19 protein-coding genes are annotated in these 16,844 nt (G+C 31.5%); all 19 read right to left on the bottom strand.

What is annotated here, in order from left to right:
- Positions 1–145: 145 nt before the first annotated feature.
- Positions 146–1,138: a M42 family metallopeptidase gene (locus PP176A_RS01465; RefSeq protein WP_071138669.1), complete on the bottom strand. Its 993-nt coding sequence runs from the start codon at positions 1,136–1,138 to the stop codon at positions 146–148.
- On the bottom strand, positions 1,139–2,158 hold the full coding sequence (locus tag PP176A_RS01460) for a M42 family metallopeptidase (RefSeq protein ID WP_071138668.1): 1,020 nt from the start codon (positions 2,156–2,158) through the stop codon (positions 1,139–1,141).
- Positions 2,149–3,204 (bottom strand): M42 family metallopeptidase, encoded by a 1,056-nt coding sequence (locus PP176A_RS01455; protein WP_071138667.1) that lies wholly within the window; start codon positions 3,202–3,204, stop codon positions 2,149–2,151. Before PP176A_RS01455 ends, PP176A_RS01460 begins: the two co-directional genes overlap by 10 nt.
- Before the next feature lie 112 nt (positions 3,205–3,316).
- Entirely contained in the window at positions 3,317–4,096 is a 780-nt protein-coding gene (locus PP176A_RS01450; RefSeq protein ID WP_071138666.1) for a CheR family methyltransferase, read from the bottom strand.
- A gap of 209 nt (positions 4,097–4,305) precedes the next feature.
- A complete protein-coding gene (locus PP176A_RS01445; protein WP_071138665.1) occupies positions 4,306–6,285 on the bottom strand; it encodes a bifunctional 4-hydroxy-3-methylbut-2-enyl diphosphate reductase/30S ribosomal protein S1 in 1,980 nt (659 codons plus the stop codon).
- A 4-nt stretch (positions 6,286–6,289) separates the two neighbouring features.
- Positions 6,290–6,883 carry a lysophospholipid acyltransferase family protein gene (locus tag PP176A_RS01440; RefSeq protein ID WP_071138664.1) on the bottom strand — a complete coding sequence of 198 codons (594 nt, stop codon included), beginning with the start codon at positions 6,881–6,883 and terminating at the stop codon, positions 6,290–6,292.
- A gap of 3 nt (positions 6,884–6,886) precedes the next feature.
- Complete coding sequence (gene cmk, locus PP176A_RS01435; protein WP_071138663.1) at positions 6,887–7,546, bottom strand: (d)CMP kinase; 660 nt, start codon at positions 7,544–7,546, stop codon at positions 6,887–6,889.
- Between the two features lie 66 nt (positions 7,547–7,612).
- A complete protein-coding gene (gene aroH / locus PP176A_RS01430; RefSeq protein WP_200795938.1) occupies positions 7,613–7,972 on the bottom strand; it encodes a chorismate mutase in 360 nt (119 codons plus the stop codon).
- Positions 7,973–8,072: 100 nt separating this feature from the next.
- Positions 8,073–8,516: a hypothetical protein gene (locus PP176A_RS01425; protein WP_071138662.1), complete on the bottom strand. Its 444-nt coding sequence runs from the start codon at positions 8,514–8,516 to the stop codon at positions 8,073–8,075.
- Positions 8,517–8,620: 104 nt separating this feature from the next.
- Positions 8,621–9,844 carry an NAD(P)/FAD-dependent oxidoreductase gene (locus PP176A_RS01420; RefSeq protein WP_071138661.1) on the bottom strand — a complete coding sequence of 408 codons (1,224 nt, stop codon included), beginning with the start codon at positions 9,842–9,844 and terminating at the stop codon, positions 8,621–8,623.
- Between the two features lie 3 nt (positions 9,845–9,847).
- A complete protein-coding gene (locus tag PP176A_RS01415) occupies positions 9,848–10,459 on the bottom strand; it encodes a histidine phosphatase family protein (protein WP_071138660.1) in 612 nt (203 codons plus the stop codon).
- 121 nt (positions 10,460–10,580) lie between these two features.
- Entirely contained in the window at positions 10,581–11,453 is an 873-nt protein-coding gene (locus tag PP176A_RS01410) for a MurR/RpiR family transcriptional regulator (protein WP_071138659.1), read from the bottom strand.
- Positions 11,454–11,475: 22 nt separating this feature from the next.
- On the bottom strand, positions 11,476–12,033 hold the full coding sequence (locus PP176A_RS01405; RefSeq protein ID WP_071138658.1) for a 2-oxoacid:acceptor oxidoreductase family protein: 558 nt from the start codon (positions 12,031–12,033) through the stop codon (positions 11,476–11,478).
- A 21-nt stretch (positions 12,034–12,054) separates the two neighbouring features.
- The gene (locus PP176A_RS01400; protein WP_071138657.1) at positions 12,055–12,870 is read right to left on the bottom strand and encodes a 2-oxoacid:ferredoxin oxidoreductase subunit beta; all 816 of its coding nucleotides are present in this window, start codon (positions 12,868–12,870) and stop codon (positions 12,055–12,057) included.
- Position 12,871: 1 nt separating this feature from the next.
- Complete coding sequence (locus tag PP176A_RS01395) at positions 12,872–14,008, bottom strand: 2-oxoacid:acceptor oxidoreductase subunit alpha (RefSeq protein WP_071138656.1); 1,137 nt, start codon at positions 14,006–14,008, stop codon at positions 12,872–12,874.
- Position 14,009: 1 nt separating this feature from the next.
- Positions 14,010–14,207: a 4Fe-4S binding protein gene (locus tag PP176A_RS01390; RefSeq protein ID WP_071138655.1), complete on the bottom strand. Its 198-nt coding sequence runs from the start codon at positions 14,205–14,207 to the stop codon at positions 14,010–14,012.
- A 173-nt stretch (positions 14,208–14,380) separates the two neighbouring features.
- Entirely contained in the window at positions 14,381–15,778 is a 1,398-nt protein-coding gene (locus PP176A_RS01385; protein WP_071138654.1) for an oxaloacetate decarboxylase subunit alpha, read from the bottom strand.
- 21 nt (positions 15,779–15,799) lie between these two features.
- Complete coding sequence (locus PP176A_RS01380; RefSeq protein WP_071138653.1) at positions 15,800–16,369, bottom strand: tRNA (mnm(5)s(2)U34)-methyltransferase; 570 nt, start codon at positions 16,367–16,369, stop codon at positions 15,800–15,802.
- Positions 16,359–16,787: a GNAT family N-acetyltransferase gene (locus PP176A_RS01375; protein WP_071138652.1), complete on the bottom strand. Its 429-nt coding sequence runs from the start codon at positions 16,785–16,787 to the stop codon at positions 16,359–16,361. Before PP176A_RS01375 ends, PP176A_RS01380 begins: the two co-directional genes overlap by 11 nt.
- Between the last annotated feature and the right edge of the window lie 57 nt (positions 16,788–16,844).

The raw sequence follows: 16,844 nt of genomic DNA, 5'->3' as shown, positions 1-16,844 counted from the left end.
GTAGTTCTTTATATATCCGATATTTCCTCCTATTTTTTTATATCAAATACTGACATGAATTTTTGTTATTATTTAAATTTATATAAAATCAGATAACAAAAAACAAAATGAATGGCCTAACCATTCATTTTGTTTTAAATTTATTTTAGATTTCTTTTTCCAATAATTTAGTTAGCAGCTTGATGGAATTTAAAATATCATCTTTTGCCGCCATCTCCACTGTAGAATGAACATATCTTGTGGGTACGGATATAACTCCTGACGGAACTCCTTCTCTTGTAAGATGAATTGCCCCTGAATCTGTTCCTCCATATTCTAATACCTCTAATTGATATGGAATACCATTTTCTTTAGCCGTATCAATCATAAGCTGTTTAACTAAAGGATGAGCTATTACCAAGTTATCCTTTACTTTAATTGCAGTTCCTTTATTTAAGGATATGGCAAATCTTTTAGCTTTTGGAGTATCTCCGCTCCCTGTTACATCTAAAGCAATCCCCATATAAGGATTAACCTTATAAGCGGATGTTTTGGCACCTCTTGTTCCTACTTCTTCCTGAACGGTAAACACAAAATATAAATCATTAACGGTTTTTTTAATATTTTTAAGAGTTTCAATCATTATAAAGCATCCAACTCTGTCATCTAAACATTTTGTAAATACCGCATTATCGTTTTCATCATAATCCGATTTATACACACATATATCTCCGATGGATACTTTCTTTTCCGCATCTTCCTTATTTAATGCCCCGATATCTATAAACATATTTTCAAGTTTAAGCTTAGAAATATCATCCATATGTTCTGCAAAAATAACTCCTGCAGTGCCATTTTCAAAAACCACTTTTTGACTCAGTGATACAAAAGGAGATATGCCTCCTACACTGGTAAATCTTAAGAATCCGTTTTTATCGATGTCTGTTACCATAAGTCCTATTTGATCCATATGACCTGCTATCATTATCTTTTTTCCGCTTCCTTTTTTATGAGCAATTAAATTCCCCAGCGGATCTACTTCAACTTCATCTACATAGTTTTTTATCTCTTTTGATATGAAATTTCTTATATTTTCTTCATTACTGGAAGGTGAATATATGCTAACCAGATTTTTTAACAGTTCTCCATTAAAATTCATTTAAAAATCCCCCTTTTCCATTTCGGTAATAACAGATTTTACTAATTTAAAAGTATTGTCATAGTCATTCTTAGACATTACGGATATAGGCGAATGAATATATCTGCATGGAACAGATATAGTTGTTGTAACACATCCTCCTTTGGCTTGGTGAATCTTTCCCGAATCGTTTCCTCCTGAACTTATTTTCCTGTACTGATAAGGGATATTATATTTTTTAGCAGTTTCTTCAATTTTTTTTCTCATATCTCTGTCAAATACAGTAGTTCTATCCATGAGAGAAATTGCCGGCCCTTTTCCTAAGGTAGTAGAAGTCAGATGGCCGTCAGTATCGGGCATATCATAACATAAAGTTCCTTCCAATATAATAGCTCTTTCAGGCTCTATAGCATAAGCGGCAGGACCTGCACCTATTAGCCCTACTTCTTCCATTACTGTAAATATTCCATAAAATTCCATCTTTGTTTTTTCTTTTAACAGGTTAACAAGTATACTACATCCTGTTCTGTTATCCAATGCTTTTGCTTTAACAAGACTTTTACCAAATTCAACATAGTTACTTTGAAATGAAACATAATCCCCTATTTCAACATTTTTTTGAGCCTCTTCTTTACTGTCAGCTCCTATATCAATATAAAGCTGATCCAAATTTAAAGCCTTGTCTCTTTCTTCCTTTTTTTGAAGATGAATTGGCTTTGCACCTATGACTCCGGGGATTTTTTTCTCTCCTACAAGTACAGGCTTGGAAACCAGTATTCTTTTATCCACTCCTCCTACTGTAGTAAACTTAATTAATCCGGATTCTCCAAAACCGGTAACCATTAAACCCACTTCATCCATATGGGCGGTTACCATGAGCCTTGGACTGTTTGTTTCACCTTTTTTATAAGCAATAATATTACCTAATCTATCTACCTTAACTTCATCGACATAATCTTTTATTTCATCTAAGATAATATTTCTGACTTCTCTTTCATTACCAGATACTCCGGAAGCTTCAGTTAATTTTTTTAGTAACATAGTAATCCCTCCAAATTTTCTTTTGAAATGGAAGCAATAAATAAAGCAAGTAATTTTCCGGTATTTTTAATGTCATTCATGTCTATAACTTCTACAGAAGTATGCATATATTTTAAAGGAAGAGATATACATAATGCGGGAATTCCTTCTCTGCTTATCTGTATAGCTCTTGCATCCGTTCCTGTAGGCCCCGGCTCTACTTCAAATTGATAAGGAATATTGTATTCCTTTGCTATTTCAACAAGCTTCTTTCTGAGTCCCGGATGAATATTACCGCCGATAGTGATACCAGGCCCCTTTCCAATGTCTAAGGTATATTCCTTCGGTATCTCGGGAGATGAAGCAAATCCTACATCTACAGCAATACCGATATCGGGATTTATTCCATAAGTACTCGTATAGGCACCTCTTGTCCCCACTTCTTCTTGAACAGTAGAAACTAAGTAAGCATCAGCTTCATGATTTAATTTTTTTAATTCTTTAATACATTCATAAAGAGCAATTATTCCTGTCCTGTCATCAAGAGCTTTGCCTGTATATTTCTCGTTTAAGAGATGAGTTAACTTCCTTCTTATAGTAATAACGTCTCCAATTTTTACTATCTTTTCAACTTCTTCCTTGGAATACCCTATATCTATAGCCATATCCTCCATTTTAACTGCTTTGTCCAATTCATCGCGAGTTTGCAAATGAGGAGGTTTAACGCCAATAACTCCAAATAGGTCCTTTTCCCCATGAACTATTACTTCTTGTCCTAAAAGAGTTCTTTGATCTATTCCTCCAATTTGAGTAAATCTTAAAAATCCGTTGTCTTCAATGGCCGTAACCATAAGTCCTATTTCGTCCATATGTGCTGCAACCATTATTTTGATCTTGCTTTCCTTTTTATTTCCTCTTTTAATTGCAATTATATTGCCAAGGTTATCAACCTTTAATTCATCAGCATATTTTCCCATCACATCAGCTATACTGTCTTTCAATGAATATTCATATCCTGATGGGCCAAAACCATTGGACAATCTCTCTAAAAATTCTGTACTTTCCAAAAGAACCCCCCCTTTACATATTTACAAAAATATTATATCATAAAAAATTATTTGAATTAATTAAATATTTTTTATAAACCATAATTTATACTTGACCTTATATATTAATGCTTTAATAGAAGATTTTTTTATAAAAGAATGTTTTTATGGACCTATAATTGTACCTTTCAGGAAGTATAATTTGTTCTGTACTTCCCAAAAATAATACCCCTTCATTACTTAGACTTTCAAAAAATTTCTTATATAATAATTCCTTTCCCTTATCCGTAAAATAAATCATTACGTTTCTGCATATTAATAAGTCAATATCCCTTGGAAAAGGATTTTTTAGTAAATCGATTTTTTTAAAATCAACGCAATTTTTAATAGTATCTTTTATTTTATAAGAACTTTCTATCCTATCAAAAAATTTATTTTTAAATTCCAGAGGAAGGTTTTGAAGAGATTTTTCACTGTAAAGACCAATTTTAGCCTTCCTCATTGCTTCTTCATCAATATCCGTTGCCAAAATTTTTATATTTTTCAAATCAAAGAACTTACTTAAAAGCATGACTGTTGAATAGGGCTCTTCGCCGGTTGAACAAGCCGAACTCCATACTTTAGGGGAGCCTTTACATTTTTTTATAATATCAGGTAAAATATAATTTTCAAGAACATGCCACTGACTTGGGTTTCTATAAAATTCCGATACATTAATGGTAAGATAGTTAATAAATTCATTCAATATCTTTTTATTGTTTTTAATTCCCAAATAATAATCATCAAAATCTTTATAGTTATTTCTTGTAAGTAAAGAAGTAATTCTTCTTTTCATCTGTTTTTCCTTATAATAGTTTAAATCAATATTTAAGAGACTGTTTATTTGCTTTTTAAAATCTTCGTACTTGTCCATATATTAACTCCTTTACAATTATTTAAACAGGTAATTTATAATTATATTATCATTTTAATTGTCGTCTTTCAATTATTTAAAATTATACCCATAAAAAAATCTGCGGCTTTTAAGCCACAGAAATAATGTAAAGGGGGTCTTGATGTAGTTTGTGAGGTCAATAGTTATTATCTGCAAAAATTTTAATTTTATTCAAGCCCCTATTAATATTATTTATCTTCTTTAATAACATCTTCTATAGTAACATTCATATCTTCCTTAGGAATATCGACCTTTTCTTCTTCCTTAAGTGGTTCTTCTTTTTTTTCTATTTCTTTAATACTTAAGCTTATTCTTCTTTCATCTTCTTTTATGTCCATAATTTTAGCTTTGACTATTTCTCCAAGTTTTAATACATCAGAAGGCTTATTTATATGTTCATTTGATATTTGAGATACATGAATAAGACCGTCTACTCCTTCCTTTAATCTTACAAAAGCTCCAAAATCAAGCAAATTCACAACTTCTCCCTCAACAATGTCTCCTATTTTATTCTCATCTATAAACACTTTCCACGGTTCAGGAACTATTTGCTTTAATCCAAGAGATATTCTGTTGTTTTCCTTATTGAAATCTAAAATTACAGCTTCAACATTATCCCCTTCTTTTACTACCTCCGATGGATGTTTAATATGACTCCAGGATAAATCCGATATGTGTATAAGACCGTCTAATCCTCCTAAATCTACAAAAGCTCCGAAATTAGTTAACCTCTTTACTGTTCCCTTTATAATGTCACCTTTTCTTAATGTATTCCATAGGGACTCTTTCTTTTCTTCCAATTCTTCTTTTTCTACAGCCTTTCTTGAAAGAATCACTTTATTTTTATTTCTGTCTATATCTATTATTTTAACTTTAATTGTTTTACCTTTAAAAACGTCAAGATCATCAACGTATTTCATTGAAGCCAAAGAAGCCGGAATGAAAGCCCTTATTCCATTGACAATTGCTATGACTCCTCCCTTGACTACTTCCGTTACTTTACATTCAATATCATTTCCTTCTTTAAATATATTTTCTATTTCGTCCCAGCCTTTTTTCTCCTGAGCTTTTTTAATCGATAATAATACGTTTCCTTCTCCATCGTCTAAATCCAATACACATACTTCTATTTCGTCGCCTTCTTTATATAAATCCTTTGGATTTACAAAGGGATCATTCGACAATTCTTCTTTTGGAATCGCTCCATCGGACTTATATCCTACATTTACCATTATTTCATTATCTGTCACTGATAATATCTTTCCTTTAACTATTTCTCCTCTATGAAGTCTTATAACAGAATCCTCCAGAGCTTTTCTTATATCTTCCTCATTATTATAATTTTCCATTGTACTGATAACCTCCTTAATTATCCACTCAGGTGTAGAGGCACCTGCAGTTATTCCAATTGTATTAAATTTTGAGATTTTCTCTATAGGTAAATCATTTTTTGTCTCTATATGAAAAACATTTTTACAATATTTCTTGCTTATTTCCACTAATTTGTTTGTATTAGAACTTTGAAATCCTCCAATAACTATCACGGCATCTGACTTTTCAGCAATTTCTTTACAAGCCGTCTGCCTTAAATCCGTTGCATTACATATAGTATTAAAGAGCTTTACTTCCTTTCCCTTTTTTAAAATTATGTTAGATATCTCGTCAAACTTTTCCTTTCTATTTGTAGTTTGAGAAACAACACATATTTTATCAAACTCCGGTAATGCATCTGCTTCTTCTTTATTATTTACGATTATGCCTTCGTTATTACACCATCCATTAATGCCGATTATCTCTGAGTGATATTTATCACCTATTATTATTATTTTATAGCCTTTATCAAAAAATTCTTTAACTTTTTTTTGTATATTTTTAACAAAAGGACAAGTAGCATCTATTAATTTCAAATCATTATCTTCTATTATCTTATAAATATTCAAAGGAACACCGTGAGATCTTATTATAACTCTTCCAGCCTTTATATCCTTTATATCGTCTATTATCCCAAGACCTTGTTCCTTTAAACGATCTGTTAACTGTGGATTATGTACTAATGGTCCTAAAGAATAAAGATTTTCTCCTTTATTTTTAATTTCTTTTTCCGCACAGTCTACAGCTCTTTTAACTCCAAAGCAAAAACCTAAATGTTCAGCGATTAGGATATTCACAAATCTATTCCTCCCAATTATTCTTCAAAGAATATATATTTTTCATTACTTCCTTACTTAACACTCTATATTCATCTGTAGAAAGTTTTTTCCCATAATATTCATTAAAATATATCGGGGAACCAATTTTAATGGTTAATTTACTGAAAATCTTATATTTTGATTGTATAAGAACTGGTACAATAGGGGACTTTGCTTTAATAGTAATTAATGCAATTCCAGGTTTCGCATTTTCAATATTTTCTTCAATGATTCTTTTCCCTTCCGGGAAAATACCTAAAACTTTCTCTTTTCTTAGTATATCTATAGAAGTTCTTATAGCTGATAGATCAGCGGATTTTCTATTAACAGGAAAGGCTCCTAAAGCTGTAATTATTATATTTAAAAATTTGTTTTTGAATAATTCCTTTTTGGCCATAAAATGTATAGGTCTTGGAAATAATATCCCAATAATTACTGGGTCCAGAAGACTTTCATGATTAGCGCATACTATTATTCTGCCATTTTTGGGTATATTATCTTTTCCTATTACTTTTACTCTGAATAGTATTCTCACTAAAATATTACCTATAAATTGAGTACATCTATAGAAAACCATTTTCTACCTCCCTTCAATTATTTTTAAAATTTCATCTACACTTTCATTTATGGATTTATTGGTAGTATCGATTTCATATGCATCATCACTCTTAGTGAGAGGAGATTTTTCCCTGGTACTATCTATTTTATCCCTTCTTGAAATTTGATCTTCCACTTCTTCTATAGTTAAGTTCTTTTCCCCCGCTTTAACCAAGTCTTCAAATCTTCTTTTTGCTCTTTCATGGATAGAAGCAATGACAAAAAATTTAAAATCAGCATTAGGTAATACCACTGTTCCAATATCCCTTCCATCCATTACCACACTTTTTTGTGAAGCTATATTTTGTTGTATTTTAACTAATTCTTCTCTTACTTCTTTTATTTTAGCAACATCAGATACATTCTGGCTTACAATATTTTCTCTTATCTGCTTGTCTACTATCTTTTTATCCAAATATATATGACCATTTCTAAAATCAATAGAAGTGTTGTTCAGTTCTTTTAATAATGAATATGTATCATTCAAATCTATATTATTTTCTATCAATTTAAGAGTAAGAGCTCTATACATAGCTCCTGTATCTATATAATCAGCATTTATTTTCTGAGCTATTATTTTACCTATAGTACTTTTCCCGGCACCGGCAGGTCCATCTATAGCAATAGTAATTCTTTTATTCATTATGCTTAAAAATTCCTCCTCATATTATACAAAATTATAACCACCTGTGGTGGTTGAGTAATGCCTTTATTTAACTAAATCCGGTCTCAATACTACAGCATCTCTTAAATACACATGTTTTACTTCATCCTGACTTAAATTCCCATTATATAGAATCATGAGTCTTATACATTTATTTAAACTTCCTATAACCTTCATTTCGTTGAAACACATAAGTCCACACTTAGTATAACCTAATTCTCTTGCAGCTCTGGCAGGATATACTGAATCCAAATCTTGAGTTGCGGAAAACAATATGCTTATTACTCCTTTCTTATCCAATTTATTTTTTCCCCGTATTTCCTCCAATAATTCTTTTGCAGCAAGCAGAATGTCTTTTTGATTATTATTTGTCGTTGTAGCTCCTCTTATAGTAACAATACCCACGAATATCGCACATCCTTTTACATGTATAATTTGCATATAAACGTTTATATGCAATATAACTTTCTTTTTTATTATATATTAAATATGTAAATCTAACAAGCTATTTTAATACGACTTTGCCTATAATTTCAATGCTTTGATTTGTAGTAGCGGATGTATTTAAACTCGGAGATTCAATATTTTTGCTAATTCCTACTACTTTAACTCTAATGTTATCTATATACTTACTTCCATCAACTTCAATCAGGTCATTGTTAAATACACTGAGTTCTATTTCATTATTTTTTGAAAAATCAGAAACAGTATCTCCGTTTACCAATATTTTAACATCATAATATTCTTCATCCAACAATTTAATTATTAACGTTCCTTTTTGTTCCTCATTAATATCATTAATGGAAATGAATTTAGCTTTGTTAGTAAATTGAGATGTAAAAATTGAATCCTCACCTTTTAAATTTAAAACCTGAATCAATATAGTAAAAGCGAAAAAAACAATTGACAGAAACAATACGAATTTTTCCATCTTGTTGAATAAGTCCATATAAAAGCCCCCCGGCAACCTAATTTTACCCCTTTAATATAATATTGCTCATACTTATATATTGTATGCATATAAATAAGCAATAATGTACTAAAACTTTTATGTTAACAGTTTTTTCCTGCCAGATACCCTGTGGAATATGCTATTTGGAGATTATATCCTCCTGTCAATCCATCTATATCTATAATTTCTCCAGCAAAAAATAATCCCTTTAAAATCTTTGATTCCATTGTGGAAGAATTTATTTCCAGCGTTGATACTCCGCCTGATGTTACAATAGCTTCCTCAAGGGGCCTAAATTTTTTAAATGTTAAGGGAACGCTTTTTATTAAATCTACGATATTATTTCTTTCTTCCTTGGTTATTTGATTTATAAATTTTTCTTCATCAATTTTAGACAATCTCAATATTATGGGTATCATCTTCTTAGGAAGTAGATCTTTTAACCCATTTGATATATGTTTATTTTTATATAAATCAAAATCCCTCAGTATTCTTTCATCAAGTTTATCTATTGATAAAGCCGGCTTTAAATCAATCTTTAAATCAATTCTTTTACCATCATATTTATTTATGTAATTACTCATTGTTAATACTATTGGTCCCGAAATGCCGAAATGAGTAAAAAGCATCTCTCCAAAATCTTCATATATTTTTTTTCCGTCCGAATAAGCAGATAATCTGACATTTTTAAGAGTTAACCCTTGGAGATCCTTTACCCAGCTCTCAACAGTTTCAAAAGGTACAAGGGACGGTTTCAAAGGTATAATCCTATGCCCCAAATTTTGAGCGAAATTATATCCGTCTCCTGTGGAACCGGTAGAAGGATAAGATTTGCCCCCAGTACATATTATTATTTTGTCAAAAAATAATTTTTCTCCATTTTTCCCCATTATCATAAACTTATTACCTTTTTTTGATATATTTCTAACCTCAAAATTAAATAATATTTCTACTCCATTGTCCTTTAAAAACTTTTCAAATGTTTTAATTACATCACTTGATTTATCCGAAAGGGGAAATACTCTGTTTCCTCTTTCAACTTTAACTTTAAGTCCATATTTACTTAATAAATTTAATATATCAGTATTTGTAAAACTATATAGGGCACTATATAAAAATTGATAATTAGTCACAATATTATCAAAAAAATCTTCTATAGGAGAACTATTTGTTATATTACATCTTCCCTTTCCGGTAATATATAATTTTTTTCCTATCTTATTATTCTTTTCTATTAGAGTAACTTTTCTTCCGTTAGAGGCAGCCGTTCCTGCTGCTATTATTCCGGCAGGACCTCCGCCAATAACTCCTACGGTTTCGGCCATCTATTAATCCTCCCTTAAATGGCATGTATCATTTAATAATTTTAATATTTTATTATAATCCCCAAATTCAATTATTGTTAAACTTACATTATCTAAGGATATATTGTTATAACTAACAATATCTATATTTAAAATTCCTAATATCATACTTTTAATAGCAACATTATGAGAAACTATTAATATATTTTTATCAGGATTCTTATCCAATGTCTCATTTACAAAGCTCATAGTTCTATTCTGTACTTCCATTAGTGTTTCTGCTCCGTCAATTTTAAATTTGTATGACTTCTGTAACCATGTTGTATATTCCTTAGGATATTTTAAGAGAATATCCTTGTTTTTTTTACCTTCCCATGGTCCAAAATCAATTTCTCTTAACCTTTTATCGGGAGACACATTTAAATTTAATTCCTTGCCAATAATCTGAGCTGTTTCAACAGCTCTTTTTAAATCACTGGAATAGATTATATCAATTTTTTCGCTTTTAAGCCTTTTAGCAATCTTACCTGCTTGACTTCTTCCCAAATCAGTCAATGGTAAATCACTTTGCCCTTGTATCATTTTTAATTTGTTCCATTCAGATTCTCCGTGACGAACTAAGAATATTTTTTTCATTTTTGTCCTCCAGTTTATTTGTTTGTTTTTTTATATATTTTATTATATCAGATGTTGTTTTTTTTTCAATTTATCATTTATGATAAGATTTGTTATGATATTTATAGGTATAAAAATAATCCTAATGATTAGGATTATTTTTATCGTAAATGTTGTATTTATTCCATATGTCCTCCAAATCTCCAAACTTCCGAATTATATCCTTTTCGTTTTCGAAACCCGTCGCTATAATTAACGCATTTATTAAACTCATGGGAGCTACTAAAGAATCCACAAAGGATACCATACTGTTTCTGGCTGCTAATGTTATGTCAGAAATTTGGGCTGCAGGAGAAATTAAGCTGTCGGTTATAGATATAATATCACAATTCCTTTCTTTAACATATCTCAATGCCTCCAATGTTCTCTTTGAATATCTCGGATAACTTATAACAATAACCAAATCCTTGTCAGTAACTTTCATTAACTGTTCAAAGATATCATTAGGACCTAAGTTCACTACCTTTACATTGTCTATTATAAAATTCAAATAGAATCCTAAATATTCGGCCAAAAATGATGAACTCCTTAATCCCAGGACATAAACTATTCTTGCTTTTCGTATTTCATCAGCAGCTTTCTCAAAAGCATCATAGTCAATTTCATCTATTATTTTATTTATACTTTCTATATCCTTTTTAAGGATCTTTTTCAAAGAATTTTGTCTGTCAGAAAAATCATCATTTAAAGAAATCCTTTGAACTGTAGTGAGTTTATTTTTAATTAAATCCTGTAATTCTTTTTGCAAATCTCTATATCCTTCATATCCTAAGGTGTTTGCAAATCTTACTACAGTAGATTCACTTACATTAACGCTTTTCCCGAGCTTAGAAGCGGTCATAAAAGCAGCCTTGTCGTAATTTTCCATTATATATTCAGCTATTATTTTTTGTCCTTTACTAAAGGTACGATAATTCTGCTGAAGTGTTTTAATTAAATCCAAATTTTTTTTCATTATAGTATCCTCATATTTCTTATTAATTTAATTTATTTCTATTACAATTCTCGACTAATTCATATCCCTTTTTTAAAGCAAGTTTATTTAATTCTTCCGTTCCCTTTGGAACTCTATCTAAAACGGCAGATTCAAGAATTTTTTTTGGCACAATATCCAAAATGCCGTTAATTGCACCAATCGCAACAATATTAGCTACCATTGGTTTGCCTATTACTTCCCTCGCAGTTTCCAATATAGGAACTTTAACAATTTTTTTGGCTCTATTGGTATCCGGAACATTTACAGTTGAATCTATAAGTAATATTCCCTCTTCATCCAATGAATTAATATATTTATCACAAGATTTTTGATTTAATGCCAATAATAAATTTGTTCTTCTAACCTTTGGAAAGTCTATTTCTTCATCACTTATAATTACCTCAGCTTTGCTGGATCCGCCTCTGGCTTCAGGTCCATAAGACTGAGATTGAATAGCATTCTTACCTTCCATTATTGCCCCTTCGGCTAAAATAATTCCACCTAAGATAAGCCCCTGCCCTCCCGAACCCGTCAGCCTTAGTTCCAATCGATTACTCATAATTAATTCTCTCCTTCAAATTTATTTTACAAACATATCTATTATTTTTTGATATTCTTCAGTGTATTCCGGCTCTGTAGTATTTTTAAATTCTCCGATTAAAAATTTTCCCTGAAGATTTTCCGGAGAAGAAGTCTCAGCAGCTTTTATACTAACAGCATTATCCCTTAACCATTCAATCATCTTCACGGCGGATCCTTTTTTATTTTTCCTTCCATAATAAGTAGGACATACACTGACACCTTCTATTAAAGAAAACCCTTTATTCTGAATACCCTTTTCTATAAATGTGATTAATTGTTTAGCATGATAAACAGTACTTCTGGCTACATATGTAGCTCCTGCCCCTATGGCAAGCTGCGGAATATCAAAAGCTTTGTCAACAGTACCATAAACAGCCGTAGTGCCGCGTTCACCCTTTGGTGTAGTCGGAGAATACTGCCCTCCGGTCATTCCGTAAATATTATTATTAAACACAATTGTTGTGATATCAATATTTCTTCTTGCCGCATGAATTAAATGATTTCCTCCGATTGCTACAGCATCTCCGTCTCCTGAGATCACGATAACTTTCAGTTCAGGATTGGCTAACTTTACTCCTGTTGCAAAAGCCAACGCCCTGCCGTGAGTAGTATGGAGAGTATTAAAATCCATATATCCTACAGCCCTCGAAGAGCAACCTATTCCTGACACGACACATACTTTATTTTTATCCAAATCCAAATCATCTATTGCTTGTATAACAGCCCTCATTAATATTCCATGGCCACATCCCGGACACCATATATGGGGTAAATTCTCCATTCTTAAATATTTTTCAACTAATGGACTTGCCATATTATATTACCTCCTTAATCTTAGAAAGTATCTCTTCAGGGGTAATGATATCACCATTAAATTTTCCTAAAGAAAAAACATTTGATTCGTTCTTTACAACTCTTTCAACTTCCAAAACCAATTGCCCATGATTAAGCTCAACTACAATTATATTTTTAACTTGCTTTGCAATTCTTTTAACTTCTTTCTCCGGGAAAGGCCAGATAGTTATAGGTCTGAACATTCCGACTTTAAGGCCATCTTTTCTTGCCTGTTTTATTGCACTTTTAGCACTTCTTGCCGTTCCGCCATAAGCTATTACTATGGTTTGCGCATCTTCTGTATATAATTCATCATAAGTTATAATATCATCTACATTATCTTCGATTTTTTTCATAAGTCTTGTACAAAGAGACTCGGCCACTTCAGTACTATTTGTCGTAAATCCGGATTCGGTGTGCACAAGGCCCGTAACATTAAATCTAAAGCCTTCACCGAAAGATGCCATAGGAGGAACCAGCTCTCCTTCTTCTACATGATAAGGCAAATAATTTTTATCTCCGGCTTTAGGTTTTTTACGATTGATAATCATTAAATCTTCCATTTTTGGAATTTCAATACCTTCCCTCATATGAGCTACAATTTCATCCATTAACAATATAACAGGCGTTCTATATTTTTCTGAAAGATTAAAGGCTCTGACAGTTAAATCAAAAACTTCTCTCACCGAAGAAGGAGATATAACTATTATAGGATGATCTCCATGAGTACCCCATCTCGATTGCATTACATCCCCTTGAGATGGTGATGTAGGAAGTCCCGTACTCGGACCTTCTCTTTGAACATCCACAATTACACAGGGTACTTCAGCCATAGCCGCATAGCCAATATTCTCCTGCTTCAGTGAAAATCCCGGACCGCTTGTGGCAGTCATGGACTTCATTCCTGTAAGAGAAGCTCCTATTATAGCGGCCATAGCCGAAATTTCATCTTCTGTCTGAAGAAACTTTCCCCCTACCCTTGGCAATTTCACAGAGGACTCCTCCGCTATTTCCGTCGACGGAGTTATAGGATACCCTGCATAAAAACGCATTCCTGCAGCAATAGCACCTTCTACGCAAGCCTCATTACCCTGAAATAATTTAATGTTATTTCTCATCTTATTTACCTCCCAGATAAATTGCATAATCTGGGCATCTTAACTCACACTGCCCACATTTTATACATGCATCTATATTTTTTATGTTTACTTTTTCATCTTTTAATTCCAAGACATCTTTGGGACAAAAACTGACACAAATACCACAACCTTTGCACCAATTTTTGTCAATATACAAAATCTTTTCTTTTGGCTGCAAGATTTCTTCCCCCTTAGCATAAATTTGTCTAAGTAAATAATATCAAAAGCCCATCACAAATGCAAGTTTTATTTCATTTTTAATTAGCCTTTTTTATTTTTGCAAGTTTTATTTCATCATTATCAAAAAATAAAAAACCATAAGGTTTTTAAGAACCCTATGGTTTTTTATTTTTATATGGGATAAACTTTATATTCTTCATTTGTCAAAGAACAATCTATTTTATATTTTTTTGCTTGCCTGTATTTAAAATAATTTAATGCTACCTGAGGAAATAATGCATAGGAAAGGACATCTTCATCCTGTTCCATATATTCCTTAATTTCATTTTTACATTGTTCAAGCTGAGGCTTTAAAAGGTCTGCAGGCCTGCCTGTATATACTTCTTCATCTCCTATTATTTTTTTCTTTATATCTTCCCTAATAGGGACAGTAGGTTTTCCATATAAACCCTTTACATAGTTTTTTATCTCCTTTGAAACAAGTTTATATCTTTCACCCATCAATACATTAGAAAGAGCTTGAGTTCCTACCATCTGACTCATTGGGGTAACCAACGGAGGATATCCTAAATCTTCTCTTACTTTAGGTATCTCTTCCAATACATCTTCAAATTTATCCGAAGCTCCCTGATATTCAAGCTGAGATAATAAATTTGACAGCATTCCTCCCGGAACCTGATATTTCAATGTCCTTGCATCGATATCAAAAATTTTAGGCTTTAATAAACCTTCCTTAATATATTTATCCTTTAATCCTTTGAAATATTCCGCAATTTCCATAAGTAAATCCATATCTAAATCCGGATCGTAAGGAGAATATTTTAAAGAAGATACCATGGATTCTGTCGCCGGCTGACTTGCTCCCATTCCCAAAGGAGAAATAGCTGTATCTATTATATCTGCTCCTGCTTCTATGGCCTTCATATATGTTTGGTTTGCAATTCCGCTTGTAAAATGGGAATGAATTTCTATAGGAATCTTTATTACTTTTTTAAGTTTTTTTATTAATTCTTCAGCCACATAGGGAAGAAGTATTCCCGACATATCCTTAATGCAGATAGAATCGGCACCCATATTCTCCATCTCTTTTGCCAGTTGTACATAATATTCGATATTGTGTACGGGGCTTACAGTATAGGAAATAGCAATTTGAGCATGACCGCCGTATTTTTTTGTTGCTTCAAGAGTTTTCTGAATATTTCTCATATCATTTAATGCGTCAAACATCCTTATTATGTCTATTCCGTTTTCTATAGATTTTTTTACAAACTCCTCAACAATATCGTCAGGATAATTTTTATATCCTAATAAATTTTGTCCTCTTAGTAGCATCTGAAGCTTAGTATTCTTAAAAGCTTTTCTTAATTTTCTGAGCCTATCCCAAGGATCTTCATTCAAAAACCTTAGGCAGGAATCAAAAGTAGCTCCTCCCCATACTTCCATGGCATAATATCCAACTCTGTCCATTTTATCAGCTATAGGAAGCATTTCATCAGTTCTCATTCTTGTTGCCAATAAAGATTGGTGTGCATCTCTAAAGGCTGTTTCGGTAATTTTTATTTTTTTCAAATAGACCCCTCCAAAAAAATATTATAATTTCTCTATTTCATATAAAATCGGGGGATTATTTATTTGATTTATAAAATCAAATTTTACTACCCCAAATTTTTTCTGATTTAATTTTTTTAAAAAATCCTCTATACCTTTATTTTCAATGTACCCTTCTCTATGACCGGTATAGGATGCTATAAAAGCCATTCCGTTATTCTGTAATAAATTCAATAGTTGTAAAATACCCTGTAGAGTTGTTTCCTTTCTTGTAACAATACTTCTATCTCCTTTCGGAAGATATCCTAAATTAAATATACCCAATTTTACCATATTATTAATATATTTGCCTAAATTTTTATGATCATCATTGATAAGAATAACTCTGTCTTCCAATTTTCTTTCTTTCAATTTATTATAAGTAATATCCAAAGCCTTTTTCTGAATATCAAATCCGTAAACTTTGCCTTTAGGACCTACCTTTTCTGCCAACAATACGGTATCATTTCCATTTCCTACGGTGCAATCAACAGCCGTATCTCCTTCCTTAAGTATTTGTTCAACCATATATCTGTATGTAACCACAGCATTTATTAAATATTTATATCCCATTACTACCAGCTCCGTTACAACATTTTTTATTCATTATATATGGTATATCACATTTCAAAGAAAAAGTCTTTTCTCCATTTGATTCATTGGTCTCTGAAAATCCTTTTTTTAAAAGATAATCATTTTTATCCTGATAAAAGATTTGAAAATATCCCATATCCTCCATATTAAACATTACACTTCTCAAAAGAGCTTCACCATAATTTAATCCTCTTCTTTTTTCCGATACAATAACGTATTTAAGTTCGTTAAAATATCCTTCTATGTCAACTCCGCACACTCCCACGAGTTTATTATCCTCTATCATCATATAAGTTAAACCATTTGTATCAAAATTATTCCGTAAAAAATAATTTTCTAAGAATTCAATAACAGCCTTCTCCTCTTCTTTAGACTTAACCGAAGTTAATTTTATCATTTTGATTTTTCCTCCTAATTCTATAATAAAACAAAAAGAGCATAAAGAAAACATGCT

It is taken from the genome of Sporanaerobacter sp. PP17-6a, assembly GCF_900095615.1.
Lineage (GTDB): Bacteria > Bacillota > Clostridia > Tissierellales > Acidilutibacteraceae > Acidilutibacter > Acidilutibacter cellobiosedens.
Note: the sequence above shows the minus strand (reverse complement) of the source record. Positions and strands in the feature narration are given on the sequence as shown.